At 62.0% G+C, this 26,012-nt stretch carries 26 protein-coding genes; 16 read left to right on the plus strand and 10 right to left on the minus strand.

Annotation, left to right across the window (positions count from 1 at the left end):
- The first annotated feature begins 146 nt into the window (after positions 1 to 146).
- The 4 genes from AC1D13_RS03860 to AC1D13_RS03875 are packed head-to-tail and all read left to right on the plus strand — an operon-like array spanning position 147 to position 3,404.
- Complete coding sequence (locus AC1D13_RS03860) at positions 147 to 443, plus strand: hypothetical protein (protein WP_457278789.1); 297 nt, start codon at positions 147 to 149, stop codon at positions 441 to 443.
- Positions 434 to 1,048: a tetratricopeptide repeat protein gene (locus AC1D13_RS03865; protein WP_477688962.1), complete on the plus strand. Its 615-nt coding sequence runs from the start codon at positions 434 to 436 to the stop codon at positions 1,046 to 1,048. Before AC1D13_RS03860 ends, AC1D13_RS03865 begins: the two co-directional genes overlap by 10 nt.
- Positions 1,035 to 1,292, plus strand: a complete 258-nt coding sequence (locus AC1D13_RS03870) for a DUF4212 domain-containing protein (protein ID WP_457278787.1) — start codon at positions 1,035 to 1,037, stop codon at positions 1,290 to 1,292. Before AC1D13_RS03865 ends, AC1D13_RS03870 begins: the two co-directional genes overlap by 14 nt.
- Positions 1,293 to 3,404, plus strand: a complete 2,112-nt coding sequence (locus tag AC1D13_RS03875) for a sodium:solute symporter family protein (RefSeq protein WP_477688963.1) — start codon at positions 1,293 to 1,295, stop codon at positions 3,402 to 3,404.
- Between the two features lie 6 nt (positions 3,405 to 3,410).
- Here the strand turns inward: AC1D13_RS03875 and AC1D13_RS03880 are convergent, their stop codons facing one another.
- Positions 3,411 to 5,261, minus strand: a complete 1,851-nt coding sequence (locus AC1D13_RS03880) for a hypothetical protein (protein ID WP_477688964.1) — start codon at positions 5,259 to 5,261, stop codon at positions 3,411 to 3,413.
- Between the two features lie 322 nt (positions 5,262 to 5,583).
- Here AC1D13_RS03880 and rpsF point away from each other — a divergent pair, with 322 nt between their 5' ends.
- The 7 genes from rpsF (at position 5,584) to AC1D13_RS03915 (ending at position 11,797) form a co-directional block, all read left to right on the plus strand.
- Complete coding sequence (gene rpsF, locus AC1D13_RS03885) at positions 5,584 to 5,949, plus strand: 30S ribosomal protein S6 (protein WP_007871089.1); 366 nt, start codon at positions 5,584 to 5,586, stop codon at positions 5,947 to 5,949.
- A gap of 60 nt (positions 5,950 to 6,009) precedes the next feature.
- Positions 6,010 to 6,318: a primosomal replication protein N gene (gene priB / locus AC1D13_RS03890; protein ID WP_457278784.1), complete on the plus strand. Its 309-nt coding sequence runs from the start codon at positions 6,010 to 6,012 to the stop codon at positions 6,316 to 6,318.
- A gap of 10 nt (positions 6,319 to 6,328) precedes the next feature.
- Positions 6,329 to 6,613, plus strand: coding sequence for a 30S ribosomal protein S18 (rpsR, locus tag AC1D13_RS03895; RefSeq protein ID WP_077592883.1), 285 nt, complete (start codon positions 6,329 to 6,331; stop codon positions 6,611 to 6,613).
- 11 nt (positions 6,614 to 6,624) lie between these two features.
- Entirely contained in the window at positions 6,625 to 7,077 is a 453-nt protein-coding gene (gene rplI, locus AC1D13_RS03900; RefSeq protein WP_457278783.1) for a 50S ribosomal protein L9, read from the plus strand.
- 179 nt (positions 7,078 to 7,256) lie between these two features.
- Complete coding sequence (gene dnaB, locus AC1D13_RS03905) at positions 7,257 to 8,669, plus strand: replicative DNA helicase (protein WP_457278782.1); 1,413 nt, start codon at positions 7,257 to 7,259, stop codon at positions 8,667 to 8,669.
- A gap of 231 nt (positions 8,670 to 8,900) precedes the next feature.
- The gene (locus AC1D13_RS03910; RefSeq protein ID WP_477688965.1) at positions 8,901 to 10,775 is read left to right on the plus strand and encodes an SLC13 family permease; all 1,875 of its coding nucleotides are present in this window, start codon (positions 8,901 to 8,903) and stop codon (positions 10,773 to 10,775) included.
- Entirely contained in the window at positions 10,772 to 11,797 is a 1,026-nt protein-coding gene (locus tag AC1D13_RS03915; protein ID WP_477688966.1) for an ABC transporter substrate-binding protein, read from the plus strand. Before AC1D13_RS03910 ends, AC1D13_RS03915 begins: the two co-directional genes overlap by 4 nt.
- 9 nt (positions 11,798 to 11,806) lie before the next feature.
- Here the strand turns inward: AC1D13_RS03915 and AC1D13_RS03920 are convergent, their stop codons facing one another.
- From AC1D13_RS03920 to AC1D13_RS03930, 3 genes are all read right to left on the minus strand, one after another.
- Positions 11,807 to 12,595 carry a substrate-binding domain-containing protein gene (locus AC1D13_RS03920; protein WP_477667141.1) on the minus strand — a complete coding sequence of 263 codons (789 nt, stop codon included), beginning with the start codon at positions 12,593 to 12,595 and terminating at the stop codon, positions 11,807 to 11,809.
- A 43-nt stretch (positions 12,596 to 12,638) separates the two neighbouring features.
- On the minus strand, positions 12,639 to 12,857 hold the full coding sequence (locus tag AC1D13_RS03925) for a hypothetical protein (RefSeq protein ID WP_457278778.1): 219 nt from the start codon (positions 12,855 to 12,857) through the stop codon (positions 12,639 to 12,641).
- A 122-nt stretch (positions 12,858 to 12,979) separates the two neighbouring features.
- Complete coding sequence (locus AC1D13_RS03930; protein ID WP_457278777.1) at positions 12,980 to 13,576, minus strand: 3'-5' exonuclease; 597 nt, start codon at positions 13,574 to 13,576, stop codon at positions 12,980 to 12,982.
- Between the two features lie 123 nt (positions 13,577 to 13,699).
- On the opposite strand from AC1D13_RS03930, the gene AC1D13_RS03935 reads away from it, so the two are divergent.
- Positions 13,700 to 13,957 carry a hypothetical protein gene (locus AC1D13_RS03935; protein WP_457278776.1) on the plus strand — a complete coding sequence of 86 codons (258 nt, stop codon included), beginning with the start codon at positions 13,700 to 13,702 and terminating at the stop codon, positions 13,955 to 13,957.
- A 24-nt stretch (positions 13,958 to 13,981) separates the two neighbouring features.
- Here the strand turns inward: AC1D13_RS03935 and AC1D13_RS03940 are convergent, their stop codons facing one another.
- Complete coding sequence (locus AC1D13_RS03940; RefSeq protein WP_457278775.1) at positions 13,982 to 14,707, minus strand: site-2 protease family protein; 726 nt, start codon at positions 14,705 to 14,707, stop codon at positions 13,982 to 13,984.
- 13 nt (positions 14,708 to 14,720) lie between these two features.
- On the minus strand, positions 14,721 to 15,713 hold the full coding sequence (locus tag AC1D13_RS03945; protein ID WP_477688967.1) for a DUF2167 domain-containing protein: 993 nt from the start codon (positions 15,711 to 15,713) through the stop codon (positions 14,721 to 14,723).
- Between the two features lie 221 nt (positions 15,714 to 15,934).
- On the opposite strand from AC1D13_RS03945, the gene AC1D13_RS03950 reads away from it, so the two are divergent.
- Positions 15,935 to 16,522 carry a hemerythrin domain-containing protein gene (locus AC1D13_RS03950; RefSeq protein WP_477688968.1) on the plus strand — a complete coding sequence of 196 codons (588 nt, stop codon included), beginning with the start codon at positions 15,935 to 15,937 and terminating at the stop codon, positions 16,520 to 16,522.
- Between the two features lie 135 nt (positions 16,523 to 16,657).
- On the opposite strand, the gene AC1D13_RS03955 is transcribed toward AC1D13_RS03950, so the two are convergent.
- Entirely contained in the window at positions 16,658 to 19,762 is a 3,105-nt protein-coding gene (locus tag AC1D13_RS03955) for an FAD-binding and (Fe-S)-binding domain-containing protein (protein ID WP_477688969.1), read from the minus strand.
- Positions 19,763 to 19,832: 70 nt separating this feature from the next.
- Positions 19,833 to 20,528, minus strand: coding sequence for a GntR family transcriptional regulator (locus AC1D13_RS03960; RefSeq protein ID WP_457278771.1), 696 nt, complete (start codon positions 20,526 to 20,528; stop codon positions 19,833 to 19,835).
- 115 nt (positions 20,529 to 20,643) lie between these two features.
- Between AC1D13_RS03960 and AC1D13_RS03965 the strand changes: the two genes are divergently transcribed.
- The 3 genes from AC1D13_RS03965 (at position 20,644) to AC1D13_RS03975 (ending at position 24,137) form a co-directional block, all read left to right on the plus strand.
- Entirely contained in the window at positions 20,644 to 21,864 is a 1,221-nt protein-coding gene (locus tag AC1D13_RS03965; protein WP_477670980.1) for a pyridoxal-phosphate-dependent aminotransferase family protein, read from the plus strand.
- An 81-nt stretch (positions 21,865 to 21,945) separates the two neighbouring features.
- On the plus strand, positions 21,946 to 22,923 hold the full coding sequence (locus AC1D13_RS03970) for a Bug family tripartite tricarboxylate transporter substrate binding protein (protein WP_457278769.1): 978 nt from the start codon (positions 21,946 to 21,948) through the stop codon (positions 22,921 to 22,923).
- A gap of 89 nt (positions 22,924 to 23,012) precedes the next feature.
- A complete protein-coding gene (locus AC1D13_RS03975; protein WP_457278768.1) occupies positions 23,013 to 24,137 on the plus strand; it encodes an ABC transporter substrate-binding protein in 1,125 nt (374 codons plus the stop codon).
- Between the two features lie 28 nt (positions 24,138 to 24,165).
- Here the strand turns inward: AC1D13_RS03975 and nth are convergent, their stop codons facing one another.
- Both nth and AC1D13_RS03985 read right to left on the minus strand, forming a co-directional pair.
- Positions 24,166 to 24,810 carry an endonuclease III gene (nth, locus tag AC1D13_RS03980; protein ID WP_477688970.1) on the minus strand — a complete coding sequence of 215 codons (645 nt, stop codon included), beginning with the start codon at positions 24,808 to 24,810 and terminating at the stop codon, positions 24,166 to 24,168.
- Between the two features lie 122 nt (positions 24,811 to 24,932).
- The gene (locus AC1D13_RS03985; RefSeq protein WP_477688971.1) at positions 24,933 to 25,979 is read right to left on the minus strand and encodes a BLUF domain-containing protein; all 1,047 of its coding nucleotides are present in this window, start codon (positions 25,977 to 25,979) and stop codon (positions 24,933 to 24,935) included.
- Positions 25,980 to 26,012 lie beyond the last annotated feature (33 nt).

The following is a 26,012-nucleotide window of genomic DNA, read 5'->3' on the forward strand; positions in this document are numbered from 1 at the left end:
TTCAACTGGATGACCACGGGAAAACCCCCGGTGGCAGAAGGTTTACCGGTAAGCCAATTGGCAAGGCCTCCGATGACAATCGGAATTGTTGCCTTCATCCCTTAATCCCTTCATCCCTTAATCCCTTCATCTGTTTGCCATGAGCCATGCTTGCCGTCGCCACTACCGTCAAACTGCTCACTGAAATCGCTCTGCTTGCATTGGCCGGCCAATGGGCGGTAGGCCTGCTGGCAGGCGCAGCCAAGGGCAGCAATCCGTTTTATCGTGTGCTCCAGCTGGTGGGCTTGCCTTGGGTCAAGGCAGCACGCTGGATATCTCCGCAGGTGGTGATGGACCGTCACCTGCCGCTGGTGGCTTTTTTGGTGCTGCTGCTGGTGTGGGCTGCCGCTGCCATTGCCAAAATCCGCATCTGCCTGGAGATCGGAGTGGCGCTGTGCAAATAGGGCAAATAAGGAACACCCTCCAATATGGTTTTCTGAAAACACGTGCACTGCTTTTGCTCGCCTGCGCCAAACGGTCTGCCGCGCTGGCCGTCTTTGATCAGATGCTGCAATTGCGCCCCGCAGACCCTTATGCGCTGGCCAGCCGCGGCCATGTGGCGGCGCAGCTCCAGCTCACGCAGGAATCCATTGCCAGCCTTCGGCAACTGACCGCTGTCAGGCCCGGGCAGGCGGCAGGCTGGTTCAACCTGGGTTACGTGTTGCAGCAGGCGGAGCGCCATGACGAGGCCGGGCCGGCCTTTGAACGCGCGGTGGTGCTGGACGCGCGCCTGGACCAGGCCTGGTATGGCCTGGCGCTGGTGCACATTCACGCGCACCGGTTTGAGGAAGCCGCCGAGGCCCTGAAAAAGAACACAGCCCTGCAGCCTTTGAGCCCTTACGGCTGGTATCGGCTCGCGCAGGTGTGGGTGGCGCTGGGCCAGCCCGCCAAGGCGCGCAAGGTGATTGCACACCTGAGTCGCTTTGAGCCGCGTGTGGCGGCCCAGTTCGAGCGCGAGAACGAGGCCGTTTTTGCGGCCACCGGCGAGGCAGCCCATGCAGCCCACTGAGAGTCACCGCCGTTACTGGCGCAAGAACCTGGTTGTGACGGCTGCGCTGCTCCTGATCTGGTTCAGTGTCACGTTCGGCGTGAGCTACTTCGCGCGGGCGCTGAATTTCACTTTTTTTGGCTGGCCTTTCAGCTTCTGGATGGGCGCGCAGGGCGCCCTGGTGGTGTATTGCCTCATTGTCGGGTTTTATGCCTGGTACATGAACCGGCTCGACATCGAGCATGACGTGGCGGACGAGGACTGAATGGGCGGCTTTTTTGGTTCGCGCGACGGGGTCATGCTCTCGAGCCAGCAGTTCAAAAAGCAGCTGGACCGCATCTACCGCTGGTACACGCTGGGCCTGGTGGTGTTTGTGGTCGTCCTGGCGCTTCTGGAACGTGCGGGCCTGCCGCGGCTATGGATAGGCACGGCCTTCCTGCTGGCCACTATCGGCCTTTATGCGGGCATAGGCGTCATGAGCCGCACCACCGACGCCTCCGAATACTATGTCGCGGGGCGGCGCGTGCCGGCGGTCTACAACGGCATGGCCACCGGCGCCGACTGGATGTCGGCGGCCTCCTTCATTGGCCTGGCGGGAACGCTTTACCTCACGGGTTACAGCGGGCTGGCCTTCATCATGGGCTGGACAGGCGGCTACTGCCTGGTGGCGCTGGTGCTGGCGCCTTACCTGCGCAAGTTCGGTCAGTTCACCATTCCGGATTTTCTGGGAGAGCGCTACGGCGGGCGCCTGCCGCGGCTCATCGGCGTGGCGGCGGCCATTCTGTGTTCCTTCACCTATCTGGTGGCGCAGATTTACGGCGTCGGCCTGATCACCTCTTACCTGACCGGCATCGCGTTCGAGCTGGGTATCTTCTTGGGGCTGGGCGGCATTCTGGTGTGCTCGTTCCTGGGCGGCATGCGCGCGGTGACCTGGACGCAGGTGGCCCAGTACATCATCCTGGTGGTGGCCTATCTCATTCCGGTGATCTGGCTGTCGGTCAAGCAGACGGGCGTGCCGGTACCGCAACTGGTTTATGGCTTTCAGCTTGAAAAGGTCACGGCCAAGGAGAAAGAGCTGACGGCCGACCCCAAAGAGTTGCAGGTGCGCGAGCTGTTCCGGCAGCGCTCGGAAGCGCTGTCGGGCAGGCTGGAGCACCCCGCCGAGTCGCTGGCCGCCGACAAGCTGGCCGCCGCCAAACGAATGGAGCAGCTCAAAAGCGGCAATGCATCCGTGGCTGAAATTTCATCGGCCGCCAGGGCGATGGCCGGTATGCCCCGGGACGAGGCCGCAGCCGTCAAGGCCTGGACGGCGGCCAGGGCCGCTGCGGACGTCAAAACCCAGCCGCTTAACGGCATGCCCGCCCACGCGGCCCAGTTCTCCGGCAACCCGGACGGGACCCCGAAAGAGCAGGAGACCTACGACACTTCGCGCCGCAATTTCCTGGCGCTGGTTTTTTGCCTCATGGTGGGCACCGCGGCCTTGCCGCACATCCTGATGCGCTATTACACCGTGCCCAGTGTGCGGGAAGCGCGGCAATCAGTCACCTGGTCGCTGGTGTGTATCTTCCTGCTTTATTTCACCGCACCGGCACTGGCCGTGCTGGTGAAGTACGAGATATTCACCGTGCTGGTGGGCATGCCGTTTGACCAGCTGCCCGCCTGGGTGCATTCCTGGACGAGGGTGGACCCTTCGTTGCTGTCGGTCACTGATATCAACAAGGACAACATCCTGCAGCTCAATGAGATGAACATCGGCGGCGACATCATCGTGCTGCTGACGCCCGAGCTGGCAGGCTTGCCGTATGTGATTTCAGGCCTGGTGGCGGCGGGTGGGCTGGCTGCCGCGCTTTCCACCGCCGACGGCCTGCTGCTGACGATTGCCAATGCGCTGGGCCACGACCTTTATTACAAGATGATCGACCCCAATGCATCAACGGTGAGCCGGGTGACGGTGTCCAAGATATTGCTGCTGATCGTGGCCTTGCTGGCGGCCTATGTGGCGGCGCAAAAGCCGGCGGACATCCTGTTTCTGGTGTCGGCCGCGTTCTCGTTTGCCGCCGCCTCGTTCTTCCCGGCGCTCAGCCTGGGGATCTTCTGGAAGCGCGCCAACGGCATCGGGGCCGTGCTGGGCATGGTGTCGGGCCTTGGCGTAACCTCGTATTACATGTTCACCAACCAAGCTTGGCTGCGCGCCACCTTCGGCATTACCTCGCCGGTGCAGCTGTGGTGGGGCATAGACCCGATTTCGGCCGGGCTTTTCGGCGTTCCGGTCGGTTTTGCGGTGATTGTGCTGGTGAGCCTGCTCACCCCGCCACCCAGCCAGAAAGTCCAGGAACTGGTGGAATACATTCGCTATCCGGACCTGAAACGTCTCTGAAAAAGCTCAAGCCACGTGGTTTGGCTGCCTGGATTGTCGGGGCGCCGTGCGCCAACGCCAAAGCGTAGCAGCCAGCCATCCCAGCATGAGCAGCCCAAACGAGACCCAGGCGATATACGACAGCCGGTTGGCCATTTCCTGGCGTGCCGAGAAATTGAAAGCAAATGGCTTGTAGCTTGCGAATTTCTGGGCTTCCTCGCGTTGATCTGCACGGAAAAGATCGCCTGGTTTGCAGTTGTTTTCTTTTGGGTAGACGTAGCAGGCCGGGTTTTTCAGGTTCAGGAAACCGTTGTGCTCGGCAAGAACTGGCCCTGTTGTCAGGCCTTCTGCTGAGAATTTCTCCAGGCTGTAGCCGAAAACGGGGTTATAGCAAAATAGCGCCGACTTGCCTGCAGCCAGGAGGTTGTTGGATGTCACTTGCAGAATGCCCGTCTCGGTCTGCATGTCTGCACGGCTTCCGAGTTCCCGGATTCCAGCGGCAAATGTGCCGTCCCGTAATTTTTTTTCAGCGATTACCACACTGCGGGGGTCATATCCCTGCCACGAATAGAACTCCCGGCCTTCAAGCGCTGACTGCGCCACTGTTGCCGTGAGGCAGGCTGCCACGGCCAGGCTTTTCCAGCGTTTCCAGGTCGCGCGTTGCAGCAGCAAGCCCATACCGACGGCGAAAATGGTGATGTACACCACCAGCCAGCGTACCAGCGTGCTGGCCGAGTTGACGATGGGCAGCGTCTTCAGGAAGGCATTCCACCGCGGATCAAAGTAGTTAAGTGCCAAAGGCACGGCCAGGCTCAGCAGCAAGGCAGAGCCCAACAGAAATTGACGCCAGCCCGGAAGCCGAAATGCCGTTGTTGCTCGGCGAATCCTGTCAACCATAAGGCAAACCAGTAAAACGGCGCTCGCCATCCCGAAGTTGAAGGCCCACTCGTGCGGCGATTGCGTGGCCTGCAGGTTGGTCATGGAAGCCTTGCCGATCTGGTAGGCCTGCTGGGACTCCAGAAAAAGTGCTGCGACGGTCATTCCCGCCGCTTCATGCCATGAAGGTGCGCCCGGCAGCGGATAAAAAGTACGAGGAAAAAGGGCAAGAAAGGAAAAGGTTGCCATCAGCTTGGACGCCGAAAGCGCCAAGCCGACGACGCTGGCAATCAATCCCCTCGCCATAAACTGCCGGAGGTCACCGGCGTTCATGCAATGCAGCAGACCGATCACGAAAACAGCGAGGCCCCCCGCGAGCATCAGAGTGCTGAGGCCGGAATGCACCCAATAGGCAAGCACAACCCCCGCCAGCACTGATATCCCGGCCTGATCGAGTCGCGAGCGGATAGGCAGCAGGAGCAGTAAGGCCAGCCAAGGCACCAGGGCAAGCCCATGGAAGCCGACATGCCCGATGATGATCCGATGTGGAAGAAACCCGTTGAACATCAGCAAGCCGCCCACCAATACTGCCGCCAGGGGCCCGGTTAAAAAGACCTTGCGCGCCAGCAGATAACCGCCCCAGAACATCAGGCTCGCGCTCAGGCACAGCAACAGATATGCGGCGTTGATCGGTCCGGCCAATATGGCCAGTAACTGTGGAAACGAATAAAAAGCGGACTGCGGATCAGGAAAAAAGGGCTGACCGGCACAGAATGACGGTGTAAACCATGGGGTGCTCAATCCGTTCGTGGAAAACCAGATGTGCCCATCCAGCCAGTTGGGCAACATCAGCGAGTAGTCATGACCCAGCCATCCTCTGTCCAGAGGGAAAAAGGGCTTGAAAATCAGGCCAAGGCAGAGCAACAGGAGGCCGTATACCAGCCAGACCGCATAGGTCGCATGCCGGCCTGAAAGGCTTGCTGGCGCGTGAGGCAGTTGCATGTCGACGGCGTAGGTAGGCGGGTGCGGGATGGTTGTAGTCCAGCGCATCCGGATCTGGCGGGAGATTAACACGCAGTAACAATCAGCCAAAGAGCTTCATTGCATGGGTCATTGCGTGGGTTCTACCCGGCTGTGCCCGGTGCTGGTGCCAGCGCTTTGAAGCAGGGGGAAACTACCCCAAAAGCTGCGATTTCTTGGGTTTGCAGGTCGCTGGCCAGGCCAAACTGGCATCCGAACAAGTCTTCAGGCTATAATCATGGGCTTCGCCTTGCTGCACCCTTAACGACGCTGGGGCAGCTTCAATTAACCACAAGGAGAGTTTATGCGTCACTATGAGATCGTCTTGCTGATCCATCCGGATCAAAGCGAGCAAGTCCCAGCCATGCTGGAACGTTACAAGGGCATGATCACCGCCGGCGGTGGCAAAGTGCACCGTGTCGAAGATTGGGGCCGCCGCCAGCTGGTGTACCTGATCCAGAAACTGGCCAAGGCCCACTACCTCTGCATCAACATCGAAGCCAGCCAGGCCGTGATGGAAGAAATTGAACACGCGTTCAAGTTCAACGATGCCGTGCTGCGCCACCTGACCGTGGTGAAGAAGAAAGCCGAAACCGGCCCGTCCCTCATGATGCGCAACGTCGAGAGGGAAGAAGCCCGTAAGGCCCAACAGCAGGAGTATGCGGCTTAATAGCCACCATGCTGTTGAACGCCTCGCTGCTGCGCATCTGCTTTTGAGCAAGAGCCCGCAGTGAACCACGTTGAACTGACCGCCTGTATCGCCGAGGCAAGTCCTCTTCGCTACACGCCCGCTGGAATCCCCGCCGCCAATTTCGTCCTCGAACACGAGTCCGAAATCGTCGAAGCCGGAGTCACCAGACAGGTCAAGTTGACGGTAAGGGCGGTGGCCTTCGGAGCGCTGGCTGAGCAATCAGCCAAATCCCCGCTAGGCAAACCCTTCAGGTTCACCGGTTTTCTCATCAATGCGCGCACCAGCAAAGGTGTTGTTTTTCATATCCAGGCTCTGCACAAGGTAGAGCAAATACCGAACCCCATTTAAGGAGTCCATCATGCCCGGACCAAAACGTTTCAACAAAGACAAGCGCCCCAAGCGCAATACCCAATCACTGCTGTTCAAGCGCAAGCGTTTTTGCCGCTTCACAGCCGCTGGCGTTGAAGAAATCGACTACAAAGACATCGACACCCTGCGCGATTTCGTAGCCGAAAACGGAAAAATCATCCCCGCTCGCCTGACCGGCACGCGCGCGATTTTCCAGCGCCAGATCAACACCGCCGTCAAGCGCGCTCGCTTCCTCGCGATGCTGCCTTACAGCGACCAGCACCGTAGCCTGTAAGGAGCACGACCATGCAAATTATTCTGCTCGACAAAGTCGTGAACCTCGGTAACCTCGGCGAAATCGTCAAGGTCAAAGACGGCTATGCACGCAACTTCCTGATCCCTTCGGGCCGCGCACGCCGCGCCACGGAAGCCAACAAGGCCGAATTCGAAGCCAAACGCGCCGAACTCGAAAAAGCTGCAGCAGCCAAGCTGGCCGAAATGCAGGCCCAGGGCGCAAAGCTCGGCGGCACCACCGTCAAGCTCACGCAAAAAGCCGGTGTTGACGGCCGCCTGTTCGGCTCCGTCACCAACCATGACATCTCGGCCGAGCTGACCAAGCAGGGCTTCCCTGTGCTGAAGTCGCAAATCCGCATGCCTAACGGTCCGCTGAAGATTGTTGGCGACCACGCCGTGACCGTTGCCCTGCACACCGACGTGGCAGTGGACATCACCGTCACCGTGTACGGCGAAACCGCTTAAGCGTTTTCGCCCTCCGCAAAAAAGCCGCTCGCCGAGCGGCTTTTTTCATGGCTGTTCATATCGATTGGCTATACACAAGCTCCGGGTGTATTTACACCGAATTTCCAACGCTTATTCACAACTTTGTCCACAGCGGTTTTTCGTAGCGGGCTTAGTATTTCAGTCTCTCAAGGAAACCCATGTCCGCCGTACTTTCCACCTATGACGATCCCGGCTACAGCCCCGACCGCCAGATCGCCCAGCTGCGCATTCCGCCGCACTCAATCGAGGGTGAATCCAGCGTGCTGGGCGGCCTGCTGCTCGACAACGGCGCGTGGGACCGTGTGGGCGACCTGCTGACCGACCAGGACTTCTACCGCTCCGAACACAAGCTGATCTATGCCGCCGTGGGCGCGCTCATCAACGCCTCCAAGCCGGCCGACATCATTACGGTGTACGAGCACCTGCAAAACCAGGGCAAGGCCGACGAAGTAGGGGGCCTGAGCTACCTCAATTCCCTTGCGCAATACGTTCCTAGCGCGTCCAACATTCGCCGCTACGCAGAAATCGTGCGCGAGCGCTCCATCCTGCGCAAACTGGTGTCCGCCTCGGACGAGATTTCCACCAACGCCTTTAACCCGCAGGGCAAAGACGTCGCGACCATCCTCGACGAAGCAGAGCAGAAGATCTTCAAGATCGGCGAGCAGGGCTCGCGCATGAAAGAAGGCTTCCAGAGCATGGATACGCTGGTCGTGAGCCTGCTCGATCGCGTCACCGAGATGGCCGAGAACCCGCAGGATGTCACCGGCGTGCCCACGGGCTTCTACGACCTGGACCGCATGACGTCCGGCTTCCAGGCTGGTGACCTGGTGATTCTGGCGGCGCGCCCCTCCATGGGCAAAACTGCACTGGCCATCAACATCGCCGAAAACGTTGCCTTGCTCGAAGGTCTGCCCGTTGCCGTGTTCTCCATGGAAATGGGCGCCTCGCAGCTTGCCGTGCGTATTGTCGGCTCCATCGGCCGCATCGACCAGACCCATCTGCGCACCGGTGCCCTGACGGACGAAGAATGGCCGCGCCTGACCGAGGCCATTGAAAAGCTGCGCACCGTCTCTTTGCACATCGATGAGACTCCCGGCCTCACGGTGAGCGAGCTGCGCGCCAACGCCCGCCGCCTGGCCCGCCAGTGCGGCAAGCTCGGCCTGATCGTGGTCGACTATTTGCAGCTCATGAGCGTATCCGGCGGCATGGCAGACGAGAACCGCGCCACGGCCGTCGGCGAAATCTCACGTGGCCTGAAAATGCTGGCCAAAGAGCTGCAGTGCCCCGTGATCGCGTTGTCGCAGCTCAGCCGCGGCGTCGAGTCCCGCACCGACAAACGCCCCATGATGAGCGACCTGCGCGAGTCCGGCGCCATCGAGCAGGACGCCGACATCATCATGTTCATTTACCGTGACGAGTACTACACCAAAGAGGCCTGCAAGGAGCCCGGTGTCGCCGAGGTCATCATCAGCAAACAGCGTAACGGCCCGACGGGCACGGTCAAGCTGGCCTTCCTGAACCGCATTACCAAATTCGAAAGCCTGGCCAGCGGCGGCAGTGGGGATTTTTAAGGCCTGAAGAAGCTCGCAAGCCTTCCGGTCGTATCGAGTGGCCACGGCGCAGTGGTCTCCTAGGGTTTTCCGGCGGCCGTTTTCGGGGAAACGGTGATTTAATGGCAGAAAACAGCTGCAGGCCAATCAAGCCGGGCGCAAGCAGCTATCAATACAATAGCTAAAGGAGGAGGTTCCATGCCGATGCCCCTGCGGATTCTTACCGTCACCTCACTGTAGGTCCGGGAATCCATGCCTGTTTCCTCCGTCATTTCCGCTGCCATCCCCGACGCCGACATCCTGGCGCTTTTGCGTGGCGACGCGCTGTTCGCCGACCTGTCCGGCAGCCAGCTTGCACGCCTGCTCGGCAGCCTGCACACGCTCGAATTCGCCGCCGGCGACACGCTATACGAGAAAGGCGCGCCGGCCGAATTTCTGTATGTGATCGAAGCCGGCGAGCTGCAGCTGACCACGCCGGCCGGCCGTACTGTGGTGCTGCCCGGTATGCGCTGCGGTGAAGAAGCCGCCTGCGACACGGCCAATTATCTGTGCAGCGTCACGGCCGCCACGCGGGTCAGGGCGGTGCAGGTTCCGCGCGACGCCCTGGCCGAGCTGGCTGCAAAATCGCCCGCCTTGCGCAACAAGGCCTGGCTGACGCTGATGGGTTATGTGGGCGGCGAATCCTTTCTTGCGCCGGCCCCCGGCAAGCCCGCCGCCAAAAAGCCGGCCAAACCCATTTCCCGGCGCGAGCTTGTCGGCTGGCTGGGTGTGGTGCTGGTGCCGCCCGCGATTTATTTCCTTTCCGGCATGGCCGGGCTGGTGGTGGAGGCCTCGTTGTTCCTGGCCATCCTGTCGGCCACGGTGCTGATGTGGCTGTTCAACCTGGCCGATGAGTTCGTGCCGCCGCTGGTGGCCATTACCGCGGTGTTGATCGTGGGTCTTGTGCCCTACGAAGTCGCTCTGGCCGGGTTCTCGTCAAGAACACTCACCACGCTGGTCGGTGTCTATGCGCTGGCCGCCGTGATTTCCGCCTCGGGCCTGAGCTATCGCTTCATGCTGTGGTTGTTGATACGCCTGCCCGACACGCCGTTCTGGCACCAGGCGGCGCTGCTGCTGTCGGGTTACCTGCTGTCGCCCATCATGCCTTCTGGCAATGCGCGGCTGTCGCTGGTGCTGCCGTTTTACCGCGACATGATCGAAGGCCTCAACCTGCCGGCGCACAGCAAGTCCGCCACGGCCTTGATGGCCGCCACGTTTTCCGGCGCCATGCTGTTCTCGCCGATGCTGCTGACCAGCAAGTCGTCCAACCTGACGGCTTTCGGCATGCTGCCCGTGCAACTGCAGGACCAGTTCCAGGGCCTGTTCTGGTTTGCCGCTGCCGGCGTGGCCGCGCTCACTGTCACGGCCATGCACCTGGTGGTGGTGCGCCTGTGTTTTGGGCGCACGGCCCAGGCCGCTTTGCCCAAGGAAAGGCTCAAGCGCCAGCTGGCCTTGCTGGGCGACGTCACCCGGTCCGAAAAAGCTGCACTCACCGGTTTCCTGTTTTTCCTGCTGGGCGCCGGCACCGCCGGCTGGCACCAGATTTCTCCTGCGTGGCTGGCGGCCTTTTTGCTGGTGGGCCTGCTGCTCATGGGCTTGCTGAGCAAGAAAGACTTCCAGCAGAAGATCGACTGGCCGATGATTTTCTTTCTGCTCAGCCTCGACGGCCTGAGCCGCGCCATCAGCTACCTGGGGCTGGACACCGCACTGGCCCATTCGGCGGGCAACATGTTTGATTTCGTCGGCGGCAAAATGGTCTGGTTCATTCCGGTCGCGCTGGTGGTCACGCTGCTGCTGCGCCTGGTGCTGCCGATCACCGCCGGCATGATCGTGGCTGCGGTCATCCTTCTGCCGATCGGGCAGGCGCAGTTCATCAACCCCTGGGTCGTGGTCTTCCTGACTGCGATGTTCAGCGACATCTGGTTCATGCCCTACCAAAGCTCGCAGTACCTGCAGGTCATGGGCAGCGGGCTGGACCGCTACTACAAACACACCGATTTCCTGCGCTATAACCACTGGATGAACCTGGCGCGCCTGCTGGCGGCCTATCTCTCGATCCCTTACTGGGAATGGCTGGGCCTGGTATGAAAAATGGAACCCTCGCCGTCCTGACGGGTGCGGCCCTTCTTGTCGCGTTGCTGCTGCTGGGCATGTTCAACCTGTCCAAGCCGCGGGTGCTGGTGCTGCACAGCTCGGACCGAAGCTCCACCACCGTCGGCAAGATGGACGAAGGCATACGCCATGTCCTGGACAAAAACAGGCAGCCCTTGACTGTTCGCTGGCATTACCTCGGCATAGACCGCCTTCCCGATGAAGACCATCGCCAGGACGCCGCAAAAGAAGGCCTGCGCGCCATTGAGCAGTTCAACCCCGACCTGGTGATTGCCGTAGACGACGAAGCCCAGCAATACGTGATGCGCCGCTTCGCCGGGCAGGGCCGTCCCAGGGTGGTGTTCGCCGCCATAGACCATGAGCCCGCAGAGTACGGCTACGTGGGCGCAGCCAACGTCACCGGTGTGGCCGAGCGCCTGCCGCTGGCCGCCATGCGCGACTTGCTGCAGCACGTCAAAAAGGGCCAGCCCGTACGCGTGGCAGTACTGGGCGACGCCGGCCCCACCAGCCAGGGTCAGCTCAGGCAGGTCGAGGCTTTCAACTGGGCGCCGCACAGCGTGGTGGCTACCCACACACTGGGCGATTTCCCCGCCTGGCAGGCTGCCACCAAGGCCATGGACGGCAAGGCCGATGTGGTGTTGGTGCTCTCGCACGGCAGTTTGCGTTCCGGGCCCGCAGCGGCCGGCGTGGTGCCCGATGCCGAGGTGATCAAGTGGCTCGAAGCCAATGCCGCGCCCTTGCCGCTGGGGGTCGATATTGAATACGTTCAGCAGGGCGGGGGGCTCAGCGTAGCGCCGTCTGCCAAGTCGATGGGGGAAATCGCTGCCGCCGACGCCCTGGCCTGGCTGAAGGCAAAACCCGCCAGTGCACCACCGCTTCCGGGCCAGGACGCGCGCTACAGCGTGGGTTTGCGCGCTGCCGCACTGGGTGCCCGCAACATCACGCTGCCGTCGATCTACACCGAGGCCGCGCGGCTGGAGCAACTCTACTACCCCTGATACCCGCTATTACCGAGGCGTAATGGGTTCCAGCCCGGTTTTCCGGATGACGGGCGCGGCCGCCGCAGTGGTAAAGAAACGAATCAATGCACGTGCGGCATCCTGCTCGACAGCATCGGTGGCAATGCCCGCTGAAAACACGGTGACGCGCTGTACTTCATCCGGCAGTGGCCCCACGTAGTCGATGCCCGGAACCGGAAGCAGTTCGCTGACCTGCTGGAAGCCCAGTTCGGCATCGCCGCGGGCCACCACGGTGCCCACCCGCTCGCTGAGTATTTTGGTGCTCTTGCCCGCAACCTGCGCGGAAATTCCCAGGCGCTGGAACAGCTCGGTCGAGATATAGACACCGCTCGCGCTGGCCGAGTAGGCAATGGACCGGGCGTCCAGCAGCGTGCGCCTGAGCGCGTCGACCGTGCTGATGTCAGGCTTGGGCGCACCTGCGCGTACAACCATGCCGATCAGGGAGCGCACCAGGTCCACCCGGCTGCCGGCTTGCACCTTGCCCTGGCTGATGAGCGCATCCAGCGCCGGCGCCGCCAGGATCACGATGTCGGCCCGCTCCTTGCGCGCCAGCCTGTTCGGAATGGCATCCGGTGCGTCGCCCATGGAAGCGCCATACGCCGTGATGACTTTGTGCCCGGTTGCACGCTCAAAGGCCGGCACCAGCTCGTTGTAGGCGGCGGTAAAGCCGCCCGAGGTCATCACATGAATGTCGGCCGCCCACGCGGCGCCGCCGGGCCATACCAGCACGGGCAGCAGCAGCCAAAAGATCCTGCAGAACTTCAGAAGTTGTTGCATGCCATCTCCTCGTTTTCTTCGATCTGATGCGTGGATGCCTGACTCAGCGCACGCACTCAAACCCGTACTGCTCGGGGGTCGGCTTTGTCACCAGCCGGGCGTGCAGGCCGCGCTTCTGGCATTCCATTTCAGCGATGTCGGTGGCTTCGCCCAGTTTCGACGGGCGGGCTTTGACCACAATCAGTTTGTCATTGACGCTGACCAGTTCGGCGGCGCAGCCGGACATCAGGACGCAGGCGAGCAGGGGGAGCAGTGTTTTCATGGTTGTTTCCTTCTAAAGATAAAGACAATTTTGGCCGTCAGGGTTTTTAAGTAAAAAGCGGTTGAAACCCTTTGTGGATAAGCGCAGCCAGCTATCAATTTGGTAGCGTATTGCGGCCGCGCTTACCCCAGCCCCAGCGCTTTGTACACCCGCAGCGCGCCATAGGCATCGTTGGCCGCATAAATGATCTGCGCTTCCGTCAGCCTTTCATTGGCCCAGTTGGAGGTGGCGGCCTTCTTGGACTTGAGGAAGCGCTTGTTGAACATCACGGCCACGGCGCCGCGCACACCCATGTCCTTGCGGTAGCCGCGCTCGCGGAACACCACGTTCAGGTCCAGCACGCCCTGCAGGTCTGTGCCCAGCTTGCGGATGATGCGGCGCTGGTCGTCCCCCAGGCCGAAGCCTGCCTTGATGATGGCAGGCGAGCTCAGCAGCAGCCCGACCACGCGGCGGCATTCGGCGTCTTCGAGCTGGAAGATCCAGGCCTTGTCGAGCGCCGAAAGCTGCACGATGTGCGGCCCTTCAGAGGCCTCGTTTTTGGCAAAGGTCGGTTTCGACTCGGTGTCAAAGCCCAGCACCGTGGCGCCAGCCAGGGCCTGCAGCGCTGCGGCGGCCTGGGCCGGTGTCGCCACCACCTGGATCTGTCCCAGGCTCAACCGGTCGAACGGCTCCAGCAGGGCAATTTCTTCTTTTCCGGGGGTTGGGTGACGCTCTGTCATGGGTATTGGGGCATAAGTGGGCAAAAAACAGGGCCGCGGCAAGGTCTGTGCAAGGCTAGAGCTTACAGTCAGGGTTAACGCATTACACCGGACAGCCCCCGACCGCCCTCACTCACCCACACCATGGCAGCAGCACAAAGCATCACCACCGAGCAATACAAGCTCTTTCCGTCGCCGCGCAACCGGCACCGTACGATTTTTCTGCACCAGGTGTTTGTGCCGCACTCCTTCATGCTGATCGACATGGAAAGCTACGGGCTCAAGGGCAAATACAGCCTGTTCGGCGCCTGCCGCCTCGCCGACATGCGCATGGGGCAATTGGTGACGCTGGAGCTGCCCGAAGACGAGGCGACCTTCAACGCGAAGTTTGTGCCGGACTGACACGAGCCGCGCATTCAGCCCGATTTACCGGATGCCGCTGACGCCGCGCAGCATTTCATGCACGTCATGCGTCATTACCGCCAGAAACGCCGCCAGGGCCAGGTAATAAAAGCCGTATTCAAAGCGCGTGGCGGCACTGGTGGCGTAATAGGTTTTCGCCTCTTCGCTGTCTGATTTGTAGCGTATGGCCTTCAGCAGCTGCGGCCCGGCCAGCAGCGCCATCAGGATAAGCATGGGGCTGGGCCGCCAGAAGAACAGGCCCACCAGCACCGGCACCCCCAGAAACCAGATGCGCGGCGACAGCACCGCGGTGATGCGGCCTCCGTCAAACGGCGACAGCGGAATCAGGTTGAAGAGGTTCAGGAAAAAGCCGGAATAGGCAATCGCCAGCAGCAGATTGCTGTCCTGGTCGCGCGCCAGAAAATAGCAGGCCAGCGCGCCTATCGTGCCCAGCAGCGGGCCGCCCAGGCCTACATACGCTTCGGTTTCGGCGTCATGCGGCATGTCCTTGAGCTCTACCCAGGCGCCCACAAACGGAATGAAGGTGGGCGCGCCCACATTGAGGCCGCGCTGCCGCGCCGCAATGTAGTGGCCCATTTCATGCACAAACAGCAGCGCCACAAAACCCACCGCGTAGCGCCAGCCGAACAACAGCGCGTAGGCAAACACCGAAATCAGCATGCTGCCGCCCGTGAGCAGCAACTTGCCGAACTTGGCGCCGGTGAAAAGCAGCAGCAGGAGTTTCGTCACGCGAAGGTGCTTTTCAGGCGGTGGGCGGTGCGGGAGGTTTTGCCGGGGTGGTTGGCGCGTTTGCCGCACTGCCGAATGCGGCAGGAACCGTCTCCTGCTCGGCGGCCGCGACCGGCATGGGCGCTGCAGCCGGTTTGCGCTTGAAGTATTTCAGGAACACCGCGCCAAACCCCGCCACGGCCAGAAAGATCACCTTGGCAAATTTGGCAAAAAAGAGCGCGGCGACGGCGAAGAAGCCGAGTTTTTTCGCGGCCACGCCCAGCACCAGCGCGGCCAGGCCGTATTCGGCCACCTTGTCGGTTTTGGAGTTGAAATCGGCATAACGTTTGCCGTCGTTGTATTGCAGGGCCGACAGCAACTCCGCGGCGACGGGTTTGTCTTTCGGCAAATCATTCAGCGCCGTCACCAGGTTCAGGCTGAAGTAGCCCTCACGCCCCAGCGCGTAGGTGTTGTAGTTCACCCCCTGCGCGGCATCGGGCGCTGCGCCGCGGTCCTTGCTGGACATGGCCCACACCAGCCGGTGGGTGGCGGCGTTGTAGGCCGGTTTTTCGGCCCAGCCGACAATTTCCATTTCAGGAAAACCCATCTTCTTGCGTTCGCTGTTCGAGGCCTCTGTGCCTTCGCGGTAGCTTTTGAGAAGGTCGTCGGCGTTCCAGTCCTTGGCGTCGTCGTCTTTCACGTAGCCTGCGGACTCAAAGCGCACCGTGACAAACCAGGAATCGTTGGCCGCCGGAAACACCAGGCCCTGCAGCCGCGAATCCTTGCCGGGGTTGCCCATGGCATTGAGAAGCCTGGCGGCCTGCGGCTGCGGCACAAAAATGCGGCCGGCCGGCAGCTTCAGCACCGCCTGGTCGGCCAGGGAAATGTCCTGCGGGCCTTCCTTGGCTGCTGTACGGGCTTCTGCCCAGATTTTTTCGGCTTCGTCTTTTGTCATCGGCTGCGCCATGGCAGCACCGCAAGACAGCACAACCGCCAGCGCACAGATGCGCGTCCACAAATGGTTCATCAAGTCCTCCCTGTTGGAATAAATTTCCGGATATTCTGACACGGGCTTTGGGGGAACCGGCGGCTGTTTGATCTGGATCAACAGCGCCCCTGATCGCCTCCCTATAGTCAAACTGGCTGCACGGTGTCCGGTTGGCTCTTCCCGGCGCTTCCTGGCTGTTGTCCGGCTGTTGCCGGGTTGGCTGGCCGGCAGGGTGCATTCGTTAACCAGGGGAAAGATCCATGAGCATCCATCACGTCAGCTACCACAGTGGGGAATTGCCCGCGCCTCCCGCCGCTGCGGGCCTGGTTGACCTCGCCATGCCGCTGGCCGGCTTCTCGCAATGCCACTTCGGTATCGTGTCCCAGCTGCAGGCTTTCGCCGAACTGCCGGCCTTGCTGGCCGCGGCGGCGCAAGCGCGCAACGTCGCTTCGCACACGCTCAGCCTCTTCAAGTACGCGGTGGCAGGCCACCATGCCGACGAAGAAAATGAGTTGTTCCCAGCGGTGTTGCGCAGTGCCGCCAAGGGGGAAGAGGCCGACAAAGTCAGCGCGATGATCAAGCGCCTGGTGGCCGAGCACCGCAAGATCGAATCGATCTGGAAAGACCTCGAACCCGCAGTGAAAGCGGCGGCAAAAAGCCAGCCGGCAGAGCTGGACCTGCAAGCGGCGGAGGCGCTGGTGCAGGCCTACCTGAAACACGCGCGCTTTGAAGAGGAAGAATTCCTTCCGCTGGCCGAAACCATCCTCGGGCGCAACGGCAACCACATGGCGGCACTGGGCCTGTCGCTTCACCTCAGGCATGCGCCCATGGTGGTGGGGCATGTCTAGGCGCTTGCGTGGCTGAAATGTGTTGCACCGGAATATTCAAGCAAAAACAGGCTGTAGCCCAATAGGGTAAAGCGCAAGCAGCTATTAAAAGTATAGCGTTCCGGCTGCTGAAAACCTGCCGTGCGGCGGCCGCCTTCAGCCCTGCAGCTGCTGCGCCAGCAGTACCGCGACGTGAATCGCCTCGCGCTGCGCGCCGTCCCTGATCTGGTGGCGGCAGCTGGTGCCGTCGGCCACCACAATGGCGTCGGGCTGCTTGCGCACCGCTGGCAGCAGGCTGAGTTCGGCCATCTGCATCGACACCTCGTAGTGGTTGGCCTCGTAGCCAAAGCTTCCTGCCATGCCGCAGCAGCTTGACTCGATCAGCTCAGGTTTTGCGCCGGGAATCAGCTTGAGCACATCCATGACGGGGCTGACCGCGCCAAAAGCTTTCTGGTGGCAGTGGCCGTGCAGCAAGATGGGTTGGGCCGTCGCTTTCAGCCGGCCCTTGAGCTTGTCGAGTTTGCCGTCGGCTGCCTCGCGCGCCAGAAATTCCTCCAGCAGCAATGCATGGCGGCTGATGGTGTGCGCTGCTTCGCCCAGGCCCATCACCAGCATCTCGTCGCGCAGCGTCAGCAGGCAGGAGGGCTCCAGGCCGACGATGGCGATGCCCTTTTCGGCAAAGGGCAGCAGGGCTTCCACCACCTCGCGCGCCTTGGCTCTGGCCTTGCCTACCATGCCGCTGGCCAGGTAAGTGCGGCCGCAGCACAGGCTCTTGCCGTCGGCCTCGGTTTTCGCAGCCACATGCACCGTGTAGCCGGCGGCCTGCAGCACCTTCAGTGCAGCCAGTGCGTTTTCTGACTCAAAGTAGCCGTTGAAAGTGTCCACAAACAGCACGACCGGCCGTGCGGCGGCCAGCACTTCTTCGCGGCTGGCGGTCGTGATGCTTCCTTTCGACGCCGCGCCGGGTTTGTTCAGGCGCTTCCAGAAGGTCTGGCGCGTCCATTGCGGCAGTGTGCGGCGGGCCGACAGGCCCATCAGTTTTTCGCTCCAGGCCGCCAGCACCGGCACCTTGTCGCGCAGGTTCAGCAGCGGCGCCAGGCGGCTGGCCCAGTGGGCATAGTCGGGCAGGTACGCCACCATCTTGTCTTTGAGCGTGTAGCCGTGCTTGTGCTTGTAGTGGTGCAAAAACTCCACCTTCATTTTGGCCATGTCCACACCGGTGGGGCAGTCGCGCTTGCAACCCTTGCAGCCCACGCACAGGTCCATGGCTTCCTTTACAGCCTCGCTGGTGAAGGCGTCTTCGGCCTTCATCCCGTCGAGCTGCCCGCTCAATGCCAGGCGCAGTGTGTTGGCGCGTCCGCGCGTCAGGTGCTGCTCGTCGCGTGTCACGCGGTAGCTGGGGCACATGGTGCCGGCATCAAACTTCCGGCAATGGCCGTTGTTGTTGCACATCTCCACGGCCTTGGCAAAGCCGCGGGCCGGGTCGCCGCCGCTGCCGGGTGCGCTGGTCCTTTCGGTGGCCGGGTCGTTCTGCACGTCCCAGGCGCGCCAGTCCAGCGCAGTCTTCAGGGGAATGACACGATAGCCCGGCGGAAACCGCATCAGCCGCGTGTCGTCCATCTTGGGCGGGTTGATCATGCGTCCGGGGCTCAGCAAGCCCGCCGGGTCCATGTATTGCTTGATGTCGGCGAAGGCCTGGCTGATCTCCGGGCCAAACTGCCACTTGATCCATTCCCCGCGGCACAGGCCGTCGCCGTGTTCGCCGCTGTAGGCACCCTTGAACTTGCGCACCAGCACGGAGGCTTCTTCGGCAATCGCGCGCATCTTGGGTGCGCCTTCACGCCGCATGTCCAGGATGGGCCGCACGTGCAGCGTGCCGACGGAGGCATGGGCATACCACGTGCCCTTGCTGCCGTACTTCCTGAAGATCTCGGTCAAGGCGTCGGTGTAGGCGGCCAGATGCTCCAGCGGCACGGCGCAGTCTTCGATAAAACTCACCGGCTTGCCGTCGCCCTTGAGGCTCATCATGATGTTGAGGCCGGCCTTGCGCACCTCCCACAGGTTTTTTTGCGGTGCGTCCTCGGTCATCTCCACCACCGAGTCGGGCAGCAGCAGGTCGCCCATCAACTCGCCCAGGCGCTTGAGCTTGGGCAAGAGCTCGGCCTTGCTGGCACCCGAAAACTCCACCAGCAAAATGGCCGCCGGATCGCCGATCAGCGCGCTGCGGATCGTCGGCGCAAAGGCCGGGTTTTGCAGCGACAGGTCAATCATCGTGCGGTCGACCAGCTCTACCGCAGTGAGCGCGCCTTCGCCGATTTTGACGATGAATTGCGCCGCATCCATGGCGCGGTAAAAGGTCGGGAAATTCACCACACCCAGCACCTTGGCCCGGGGCAGCTCGCTCAGTTGCAGCGTCAGCGACCGGGTCAGCGCCAGCGTGCCTTCGCTGCCTATGAGCAGATGCGCCAGGTTGACCGAGCCGTCGCTGGTGTAGGGCCGCTCGCTCTGCGGGTCGAAGATGTCCAGGTTGTAGCCGCCCACGCGCCGCATGACTTTGGGCCAGCGCCGCTTGATGAGGGGGTGCAGCTCCTCGGCCAGCGCACGCACGTGGCTGCCCAGCTCGCGTGCCTTGCCGCTGCTGCCGGCGTAAGCACCCAGTTGCAGCAGGCTGCCGTCGGATGTCCAGGCTTTGGCACCCAGCACGTTGTGCACCATGTTGCCGTAGGCAATGCTGCGGCTGCCGCAGGAGTTATTGCCCGCCATGCCGCCCAGCGTGGCCTGCGCGCTGGTCGAAACATCCACCGGGTACCACAGGCCGTGTTTTTTCAGGGCTGCGTTCAGGTGGTCCAGCACAATGCCGGGCTCTACCTCGGCGGTACGCTCTTGCGGGTTCACCGCCAGGATGTTGCGCACATGCTTGGCGTAGTCGATGACAAGGCCGGTGCCCACGGTTTGCCCGCACTGACTGGTGCCGCCGCCGCGCGGCACTATGGGCACCTGCATGTCGCGGCAGATGTCCAGCGCGGCCTTCACGTCGTCTGCCGTGCGCGGCACAAACACTCCCACAGGCATGACCTGGTAGATGGAGGCGTCGGTGGCGTAACGGCCCCGGTCGGCCGGCGAAAACAGCACTTCGCCCTGTGTTTCGGCGGCCAGCCGTGCCGCAAGCCTGCCGGCAACTTCATTGCTGATGCGGGCCACGTTGTCGTAGGCGTGGGCCGCGGCCTGCCGGGATATCTTGAGTGGAAGGGGGGCGTTCATCGCGGGCGATCCGGGTTTTGTGTGGGTGTTGAGGCCCGGCCCTGAAGCCAGGCAAAGGTCACGTTGCAGGTCACGCCCTGGAAGGCGTGCTGGCGGGCGCCGCCGCGGCGCGCAGTTGCTGGACCACGACTTCGCGCTTGCTGGCCAGGTGGCCCAGCAGCACCTTGCGCATGGCGGCGGTGTCGCGCGCAGCCAGTGCGTCAATCATCAGCTCGTGTTCATTCACAGCTGACTTCCATTTTTCTTCGTCCTGGTTGGAGCGAAAGCGCAGCGCCTGCAGGCGCGCGTTGACCTGCCGGTAGGTGGTGGTGAGCACCGGGTTCTTCGCGGCCGCGTTGATGGCGCTGTGAATGGCGGAGTTGAGCCGGTAGTAGTTGGGCAGGTCGCGGCGCGTGTAGGCGGCCATCATTTCAAAGTGCATGGCCTTGATTTCGGCCAGCTCATCGTCGGTGATGCGCTGGGCGGCCAGTTCGCCCGATTGCGCCTCCAGCCCGGCCATGACCTCAAAGGTATTCAGCACGTCGGCTTCGGTGAGTTCCACCGCTATCGCACCGCGGTTGGGCAAGAGCTCGACCAGGCCCTCTGCGGCCAGCATCTTGATGGCCTCGCGCAGCGGTGTGCGCGAGACGTTCAAAACTTCGCTGAGTTCGCGCTCATTGAGCTTGGCGCCCGGGTGGATGCGGTTTTCAACCAGCATCTGGCGCAGGCGGTGCGCCACCTGTTCGTGAAGGGCAGCGCGGGGGATGGGAATGATTTCGGCGGCCATAAGCAAATTTTGTATGCAAAAAACAGGGGTGTCAAATCAATTTGTAACCCTTTGCTCTATTGACAAATGAATTTTGTATGCAAAAAATAGCGCCCTACTTCTGGAGTTTTTCGCCATGTTGACGCTTGACTTTCACCCCACCGGACGTCATTTTCTGCAAATTCCCGGCCCTTCGCCGGTGCCTGACCGCGTCCTGCGGGCCATGAGCCTGCCCACCATCGACCACCGCGGCCCCGAATTCGCGGCGCTGGGCCTCAAGGTGCTGGCCGACATCAAGAAGATCTTCCAGACCCAACAACCCGTCATCATTTACCCGGCCTCCGGTACCGGCGCCTGGGAAGCTGCACTTTCCAATACGCTGAATGCGGGTGACCATGTGCTGATGTACGAAACCGGCCATTTCGCCGCGCTGTGGCAAAAGCTGGCTGCGCGCCTGGGCCTCAAAACCGAAGTCATCGGCTACCCCGGCGCCGACGTCTGGCGCCATGGTGTCCAGGCCCATCTGATTGAAGAGCGCCTGAAGGCCGACACCCAGCACAGCATCAAGGCTGTCTGCGTGGTGCACAACGAAACTTCCACCGGCGTGACCAGCAACATTGCCGCCGTGCGCAAGGCGATTGACGCCGCCAGACATCCGGCCCTGCTGCTGGTCGACACCATTTCGGGCCTGGCTTCGGCCGACTACCGCCACGACGAGTGGGGCGTTGACGTCAGCATCAGCGGCTCGCAGAAAGGCCTGATGCTGCCGCCCGGCATCAGCTTCAACGCCGTGTCGGCCAAGGCCATCGAAGCCAGCAAAAAGGCCACGCTGCCCAAAGCCTTCTGGGCCTGGGATGAAATCATCGAGATGAACAAGACCGGCTACTGGCCGTCCACCCCCAACACCAACCTGCTGTACGCCCTCAGCGAAGCCTGCGACATGCTGCTGGAGCACGGCCTGGAAACCGTGTTTGCGCGCCACCAGCGCTGGGCTGTCGGCGTGCGTGCGGCGGTCAAGGCCTGGGGCCTGCAGATCCAGTGCGCCGATGCGGCCGTGTATTCGCCGGTGCTGACCGGCGTCATGACACCGGAGGGCATTGATGCCGACGCGGTGCGCAAGATCATTTACGAACGCTTTGACTGCTCACTGGGCACCGGCCTGGGCAAGGTCAAAGGCAAGATGTTCCGCATCGGCCACCTGGGCGACTGCAACGACCTCACGCTGATGGCGGCGCTGAGCGGCTGTGAAATGGGTCTGAAACTTGCGGGCGTCAAACTCGCGGGATCGGGTGTGCAAGCCGCCATGGACCACTTTTCCAGCCATGCGGCTGTGGTGCCGCAGCGCAAGGCAGCCTGATCACCCGCTGCGCACGACCGCAGGGTGTTACGTCAAACGGTCATCAAAATTCCATAAATTACCGAATCAAAAAGGGAAACCATGCAACGCAGAACCTTTATCAGCGCGACGGCGGCCACAGCCGCCATGGTGGCGTCACCCATGCTCAGGGCGCAAACGCTGCCCAGTGGGCCGGTGCGCATTGTGGTGGGTTTCCCGCCCGGCGGCGGCACCGACGCGCTGGCGCGCGTGGTGGGCCAGAAGCTGTCCACCATGTGGAACACCTCGGTCATCATTGAAAACAAGAGTGGCGCGGCCGGCGTGATTGCCGCCGACTACGTGGCCAAGCAGGCCGGTGACGGCAACACCTTGCTGATGGCCCACATCAACAGCCACGCGCTGGCGCCGGCACTGGGCATCAAGCTCGGCTACGACGCTGATCGTGACTTCGTGCCCATCAGCATGGTCGGCGTCACGCCCAACATGCTCATCTGCAATGCCGACCAGCCCGCCAAAACCGTGAAGGACCTGGTGGCCTTGTGCAAGGCCAAACCCGGCCAGATCAGCTTTGCTTCTGCGGGCGGTGGTTCGGCCCAGCACTTTGCACTGGAAATGTTCAAGCTTCAGGCAAAGATTTTTGCGCTGCACATTCCTTATCGCGGCTCCGGCCCGGCGCTGGTCGATCTGATCGGCGGGCAGGTCAACTACTGCTTTGAAACCATGACCTCGGCCACGCCGCATGTCAAAAGCGGCAAGGCCATCGCGCTGGCGCAAACGCGCCTCAAGCGCGCCAAAGGCCATCCCAATGTGCCCACCATGGCCGAGTCCGGTTTCCCGGGTTTCGAAGCCACCGTGTGGTACGGCCTCATGGGCCCTTCAAAGATGCCGCCGGCCATGGTCCAACGCATGAACGAAGACGTCAACAAGGTACTGGCCATGTCTGACGTGCAGGAAAAGATGGACCAGTATGGCGCCGAAGACGGCGGCGGCAGCACCGAAAAATTTGCGGCCTTCATCAAGATGGAGCAAAAGAAGTGGGCGCAGGTGGCCCAGCAGGCCAAGGTCAGGGTCGACGCCTGACATACACCGCGCACCGGAAGCACAAGCCGGCCTTGGGCCGGCTTTTTTATTGACACCAATTTTTTCACAAGAGGGTAGGGATTCGTTTCATGAAAGTTGTTAATTTTTCAAAGGGCGGCCGTTTTCTGGCCGCTTTTTTTCTGGGTCTGGCCGCCTCGGCCGCTTCGGCCGACATCGTGCTCGGCCACTCGGGTGACCTCTCTGGCAATAGCGCCGCACTGACGACCGACTATGTGCGCGGCATGAATGCGTACTTTGATGACATCAACAAAAAAGGCGGCGTTCGCGGCGAGAAGATCAAACTCGTCAGCCTGGACGACGGCTTTAATCCCGACAAGACGGCCGAGAACACCAAGGCCCTGATCGAAACCCAGAACGCCGTGGCGCTGGTGGGCTATCGCGGCACGGCCAACATGCTGAAGATCGTGCCCCTGGTGCAGGCGGCCGGCATTGCGGAGATCGGCAACACCAGCGGCGCAAAGTCGCTGCGTGAACCGTATGTGTCCAACCTGTTCCACGTGCGCGCCAGCACCACCGACGAGATCGAAGCGGCGGTCAACCACGCGTGGACCATCGGCATCAAGAAAATCGGCGTGATGTACCAGGACGACGCTTTCGGCAAGGAAGGCCTGGAAGCCCTGAACGCCGCCATGCAAAAGCGCGGCGCAACGGCTGCTGCCGTGGCCCCGGTGCCGCGCGGCACGGTGGACGTGGCCAAGGCCGCCGAGGTGATTGCCGCGGCGCAGCCGCAGGCCGTGATTTTGATCGGGCAGGCCAAGCCCAATGCGGCGTTCATCCAGGCTTTTCGCGCCAAGGGCGTGACCGCCCAGTTCATGGTGCTCAGCGTGTCGTCCGGGCTGCATGCCGAGCTCAAGGATGCGGCAGCCGGCGTGATTGCCTCGCAGGTCGTGCCTTACCCGTTTACCGAGCTGGGCAACGCCGTCGTGCGTGAATACCAGACCGTCATCTCGTCCAACGGCGACAAGAAATTCAGCTACAACAGCATGGAAGGTTTCCTGAACGCCAAGCTGGTGGTGCGCGCGCTGCAAAAGACGCCGGCGCCGGTTACGCGCGCCAAACTCATCAGCACGCTCGAAACATTCACCAATGAAGACCTGGGCGGCTTTGCATTGACTTACAGCAAGCAAAGCAATCTGGGTTCGCGCTTCGTGAATCTGACAATGATTCGCGCCGACGGCACCTTCGCCCGTTAAGCGCCGGCTTGGTTCCGGGTAATTTCGCTCAAGCCGCCGGCGGCGGTGTCTTGGGGCGAAAGTCGCACCACGGCGCCACCGCGCATTGCCAGCACTGCGGCTTGCGCGCAATGCACACATAGCGTCCGTGCAGTATCAGCCAGTGGTGCGCATCCACCATGTATTCGGCAGGCACACGCTTGAGCAGGCCCAGCTCGACTTCCAGCGGGTTTTTGCCGGGCGCCAGGCCTGTGCGGTTGCTCACGCGAAAGATGTGCGTGTCCACCGCCATCGTGGCCTCGCCAAATGCCGAGTTCAGCACCACGTTGGCCGTCTTGCGGCCTACGCCGGGCAGGGCCTGCAGTGCTTCGCGGCTGCGCGGTACTTTGCCGCCATGCTGCTCTACCAGAATCTGGCACGCTGCCAGCAGGTTTTTGGCCTTGGTCCGGTACAGCCCGATGGTGCGGATGTAAGACTCCAGGCGTTCCAGCCCCAGGTCAATGATGGCCTGCGGCGTGTTGGCCACCGGAAAAAGCTTGCGCGTCGCCTTGTTCACACCCACGTCGGTGGCCTGCGCGCTCAACAGCACGGCGGCCAGCAGCTCAAACACGCTGGTGTATTCCAGCTCGGTCACAGGCATCGGGTTGGCCGCCTTCAGCGTGGCAAAAAATGGGGCGATGTCTTCTTTTTTCATGCCTCGCAGTGTATCGGCGCGCGCAGGCCGGCGCGCGCAAACACCTGTCCGTGCAGCAAGATGCCGATAAACAAAAACGGGAAAACGGGGAAATGGGGAAATGGGGAAATGGGGCAGGGCGCTCAGGCCGCCATGCGCGGCACGTCCCACACCGAGCTGGACGGCGCACCGGCCCGGTCCAGCTGGTCGCGCATCGTCTGCCATATGGCGTTGCAGTTGTCGGGCGTGGCAACGCCCCCGACGACATACTCCAGCTGCGCAGCCTTTGCCATCTCCTGCATGCGCTGGTGGGTCGCGGTGTCGCGGGCAACCCCCACCAGCACCGGCTTCGCAGGCAGGCCGTCGCAGGCGGCGATCATGCGGTCCATCAGCGCATCGTCAAACTTGGCCGCGCCGCAAAAGAGCATCACAAAATGCGGCCACTCCGGAAGGAAAGCCCGGCGAAGCCCGTGCGTCAGGCCGTTGCGCGCCACGGCAATCAGCCGGCATGGGTAGCCGCCTTCCATGAAGTCGACATACTCGCTGCTGCCGTCAAAGTCTGTCTCGCCGGCAAAGCGCCGTTTGGCGACCACCCCGCCCGTCTTTTGGGCCAGCCAGCCCACCATGTCGAAAGCCTCGGTGCCGCTGGCCGAGCAGATGCCCATGCGGTGAAAGGCTTCGGGGTCTGCGAGTGCCTGCGCCTGGGCAAGTTGCATGGGTGCCGACAGGCGGCGAAGCACCGAGGAGGGCGAATACTGTTTGCCCTTTTCAAGTTGCTCCCGCAGGGCCATGACCCGGCGGCCGAAATAAACCGCCGACTCGGTGGCCTGCGACATCGCCATGGACCACGGTGTCGGCAAAAGCCGCCGCCCCTTGCTGGTGTGCAATGTATGGGGTGAATGGTGGCGCGGGTCGTGTTGCACAACATGCTGCAGCAAGTCCCGCACTGCCGCCGAAGGCCCTTCGACCCAATGCACAAACCAGCCGCTTTGGTAATGCAGCACTACGTGCAGACCGAGGGGCGTGTTGTGGCGCAGCGACTCCGTGCGGATGTTTTCCATCTGCGCGAAGATGCCTTCCCGCATGTTGCACATGCTCGCCGTCACCACGCGCTCAACCTCCGTCTCTCCTGGAGCGGCGACATATGGCGCTACGTTGGGCGCCGTGTCCGGCGCTGCGTTGTTGGTCATGAATGCATCCTGCCTTACAACCGAAACGCACGT

The sequence above is a fragment of the Polaromonas sp. P1_E12 genome, assembly GCF_056405975.1.

What these genes read in the sequence shown, in the direction of transcription:
- AC1D13_RS03860 (WP_457278789.1), top strand. Translation starts at nt 147, where the DNA reads ATGCTTGCCGTCGCCACTACCGTCAAACTGCTCACTGAAATCGCTCTG.
- AC1D13_RS03870 (WP_457278787.1), top strand. Translation starts at nt 1,035, where the DNA reads ATGCAGCCCACTGAGAGTCACCGCCGTTACTGGCGCAAGAACCTGGTT.
- AC1D13_RS03875 (WP_477688963.1), top strand. Translation starts at nt 1,293, where the DNA reads ATGGGCGGCTTTTTTGGTTCGCGCGACGGGGTCATGCTCTCGAGCCAG.
- AC1D13_RS03880 (WP_477688964.1), bottom strand. Translation starts at nt 5,261, where the DNA reads ATGCAACTGCCTCACGCGCCAGCAAGCCTTTCAGGCCGGCATGCGACC.
- rpsF (WP_007871089.1), top strand. Translation starts at nt 5,584, where the DNA reads ATGCGTCACTATGAGATCGTCTTGCTGATCCATCCGGATCAAAGCGAG.
- rpsR (WP_077592883.1), top strand. Translation starts at nt 6,329, where the DNA reads ATGCCCGGACCAAAACGTTTCAACAAAGACAAGCGCCCCAAGCGCAAT.
- rplI (WP_457278783.1), top strand. Translation starts at nt 6,625, where the DNA reads ATGCAAATTATTCTGCTCGACAAAGTCGTGAACCTCGGTAACCTCGGC.
- dnaB (WP_457278782.1), top strand. Translation starts at nt 7,257, where the DNA reads ATGTCCGCCGTACTTTCCACCTATGACGATCCCGGCTACAGCCCCGAC.
- AC1D13_RS03910 (WP_477688965.1), top strand. Translation starts at nt 8,901, where the DNA reads ATGCCTGTTTCCTCCGTCATTTCCGCTGCCATCCCCGACGCCGACATC.
- AC1D13_RS03915 (WP_477688966.1), top strand. Translation starts at nt 10,772, where the DNA reads ATGAAAAATGGAACCCTCGCCGTCCTGACGGGTGCGGCCCTTCTTGTC.
- AC1D13_RS03920 (WP_477667141.1), bottom strand. Translation starts at nt 12,595, where the DNA reads ATGCAACAACTTCTGAAGTTCTGCAGGATCTTTTGGCTGCTGCTGCCC.
- AC1D13_RS03925 (WP_457278778.1), bottom strand. Translation starts at nt 12,857, where the DNA reads ATGAAAACACTGCTCCCCCTGCTCGCCTGCGTCCTGATGTCCGGCTGC.
- AC1D13_RS03930 (WP_457278777.1), bottom strand. Translation starts at nt 13,576, where the DNA reads ATGACAGAGCGTCACCCAACCCCCGGAAAAGAAGAAATTGCCCTGCTG.
- AC1D13_RS03935 (WP_457278776.1), top strand. Translation starts at nt 13,700, where the DNA reads ATGGCAGCAGCACAAAGCATCACCACCGAGCAATACAAGCTCTTTCCG.
- AC1D13_RS03945 (WP_477688967.1), bottom strand. Translation starts at nt 15,713, where the DNA reads ATGAACCATTTGTGGACGCGCATCTGTGCGCTGGCGGTTGTGCTGTCT.
- AC1D13_RS03950 (WP_477688968.1), top strand. Translation starts at nt 15,935, where the DNA reads ATGAGCATCCATCACGTCAGCTACCACAGTGGGGAATTGCCCGCGCCT.
- AC1D13_RS03955 (WP_477688969.1), bottom strand. Translation starts at nt 19,762, where the DNA reads ATGAACGCCCCCCTTCCACTCAAGATATCCCGGCAGGCCGCGGCCCAC.
- AC1D13_RS03960 (WP_457278771.1), bottom strand. Translation starts at nt 20,528, where the DNA reads ATGGCCGCCGAAATCATTCCCATCCCCCGCGCTGCCCTTCACGAACAG.
- AC1D13_RS03965 (WP_477670980.1), top strand. Translation starts at nt 20,644, where the DNA reads ATGTTGACGCTTGACTTTCACCCCACCGGACGTCATTTTCTGCAAATT.
- AC1D13_RS03970 (WP_457278769.1), top strand. Translation starts at nt 21,946, where the DNA reads ATGCAACGCAGAACCTTTATCAGCGCGACGGCGGCCACAGCCGCCATG.
- AC1D13_RS03975 (WP_457278768.1), top strand. Translation starts at nt 23,013, where the DNA reads ATGAAAGTTGTTAATTTTTCAAAGGGCGGCCGTTTTCTGGCCGCTTTT.
- nth (WP_477688970.1), bottom strand. Translation starts at nt 24,810, where the DNA reads ATGAAAAAAGAAGACATCGCCCCATTTTTTGCCACGCTGAAGGCGGCC.
- AC1D13_RS03985 (WP_477688971.1), bottom strand. Translation starts at nt 25,979, where the DNA reads ATGACCAACAACGCAGCGCCGGACACGGCGCCCAACGTAGCGCCATAT.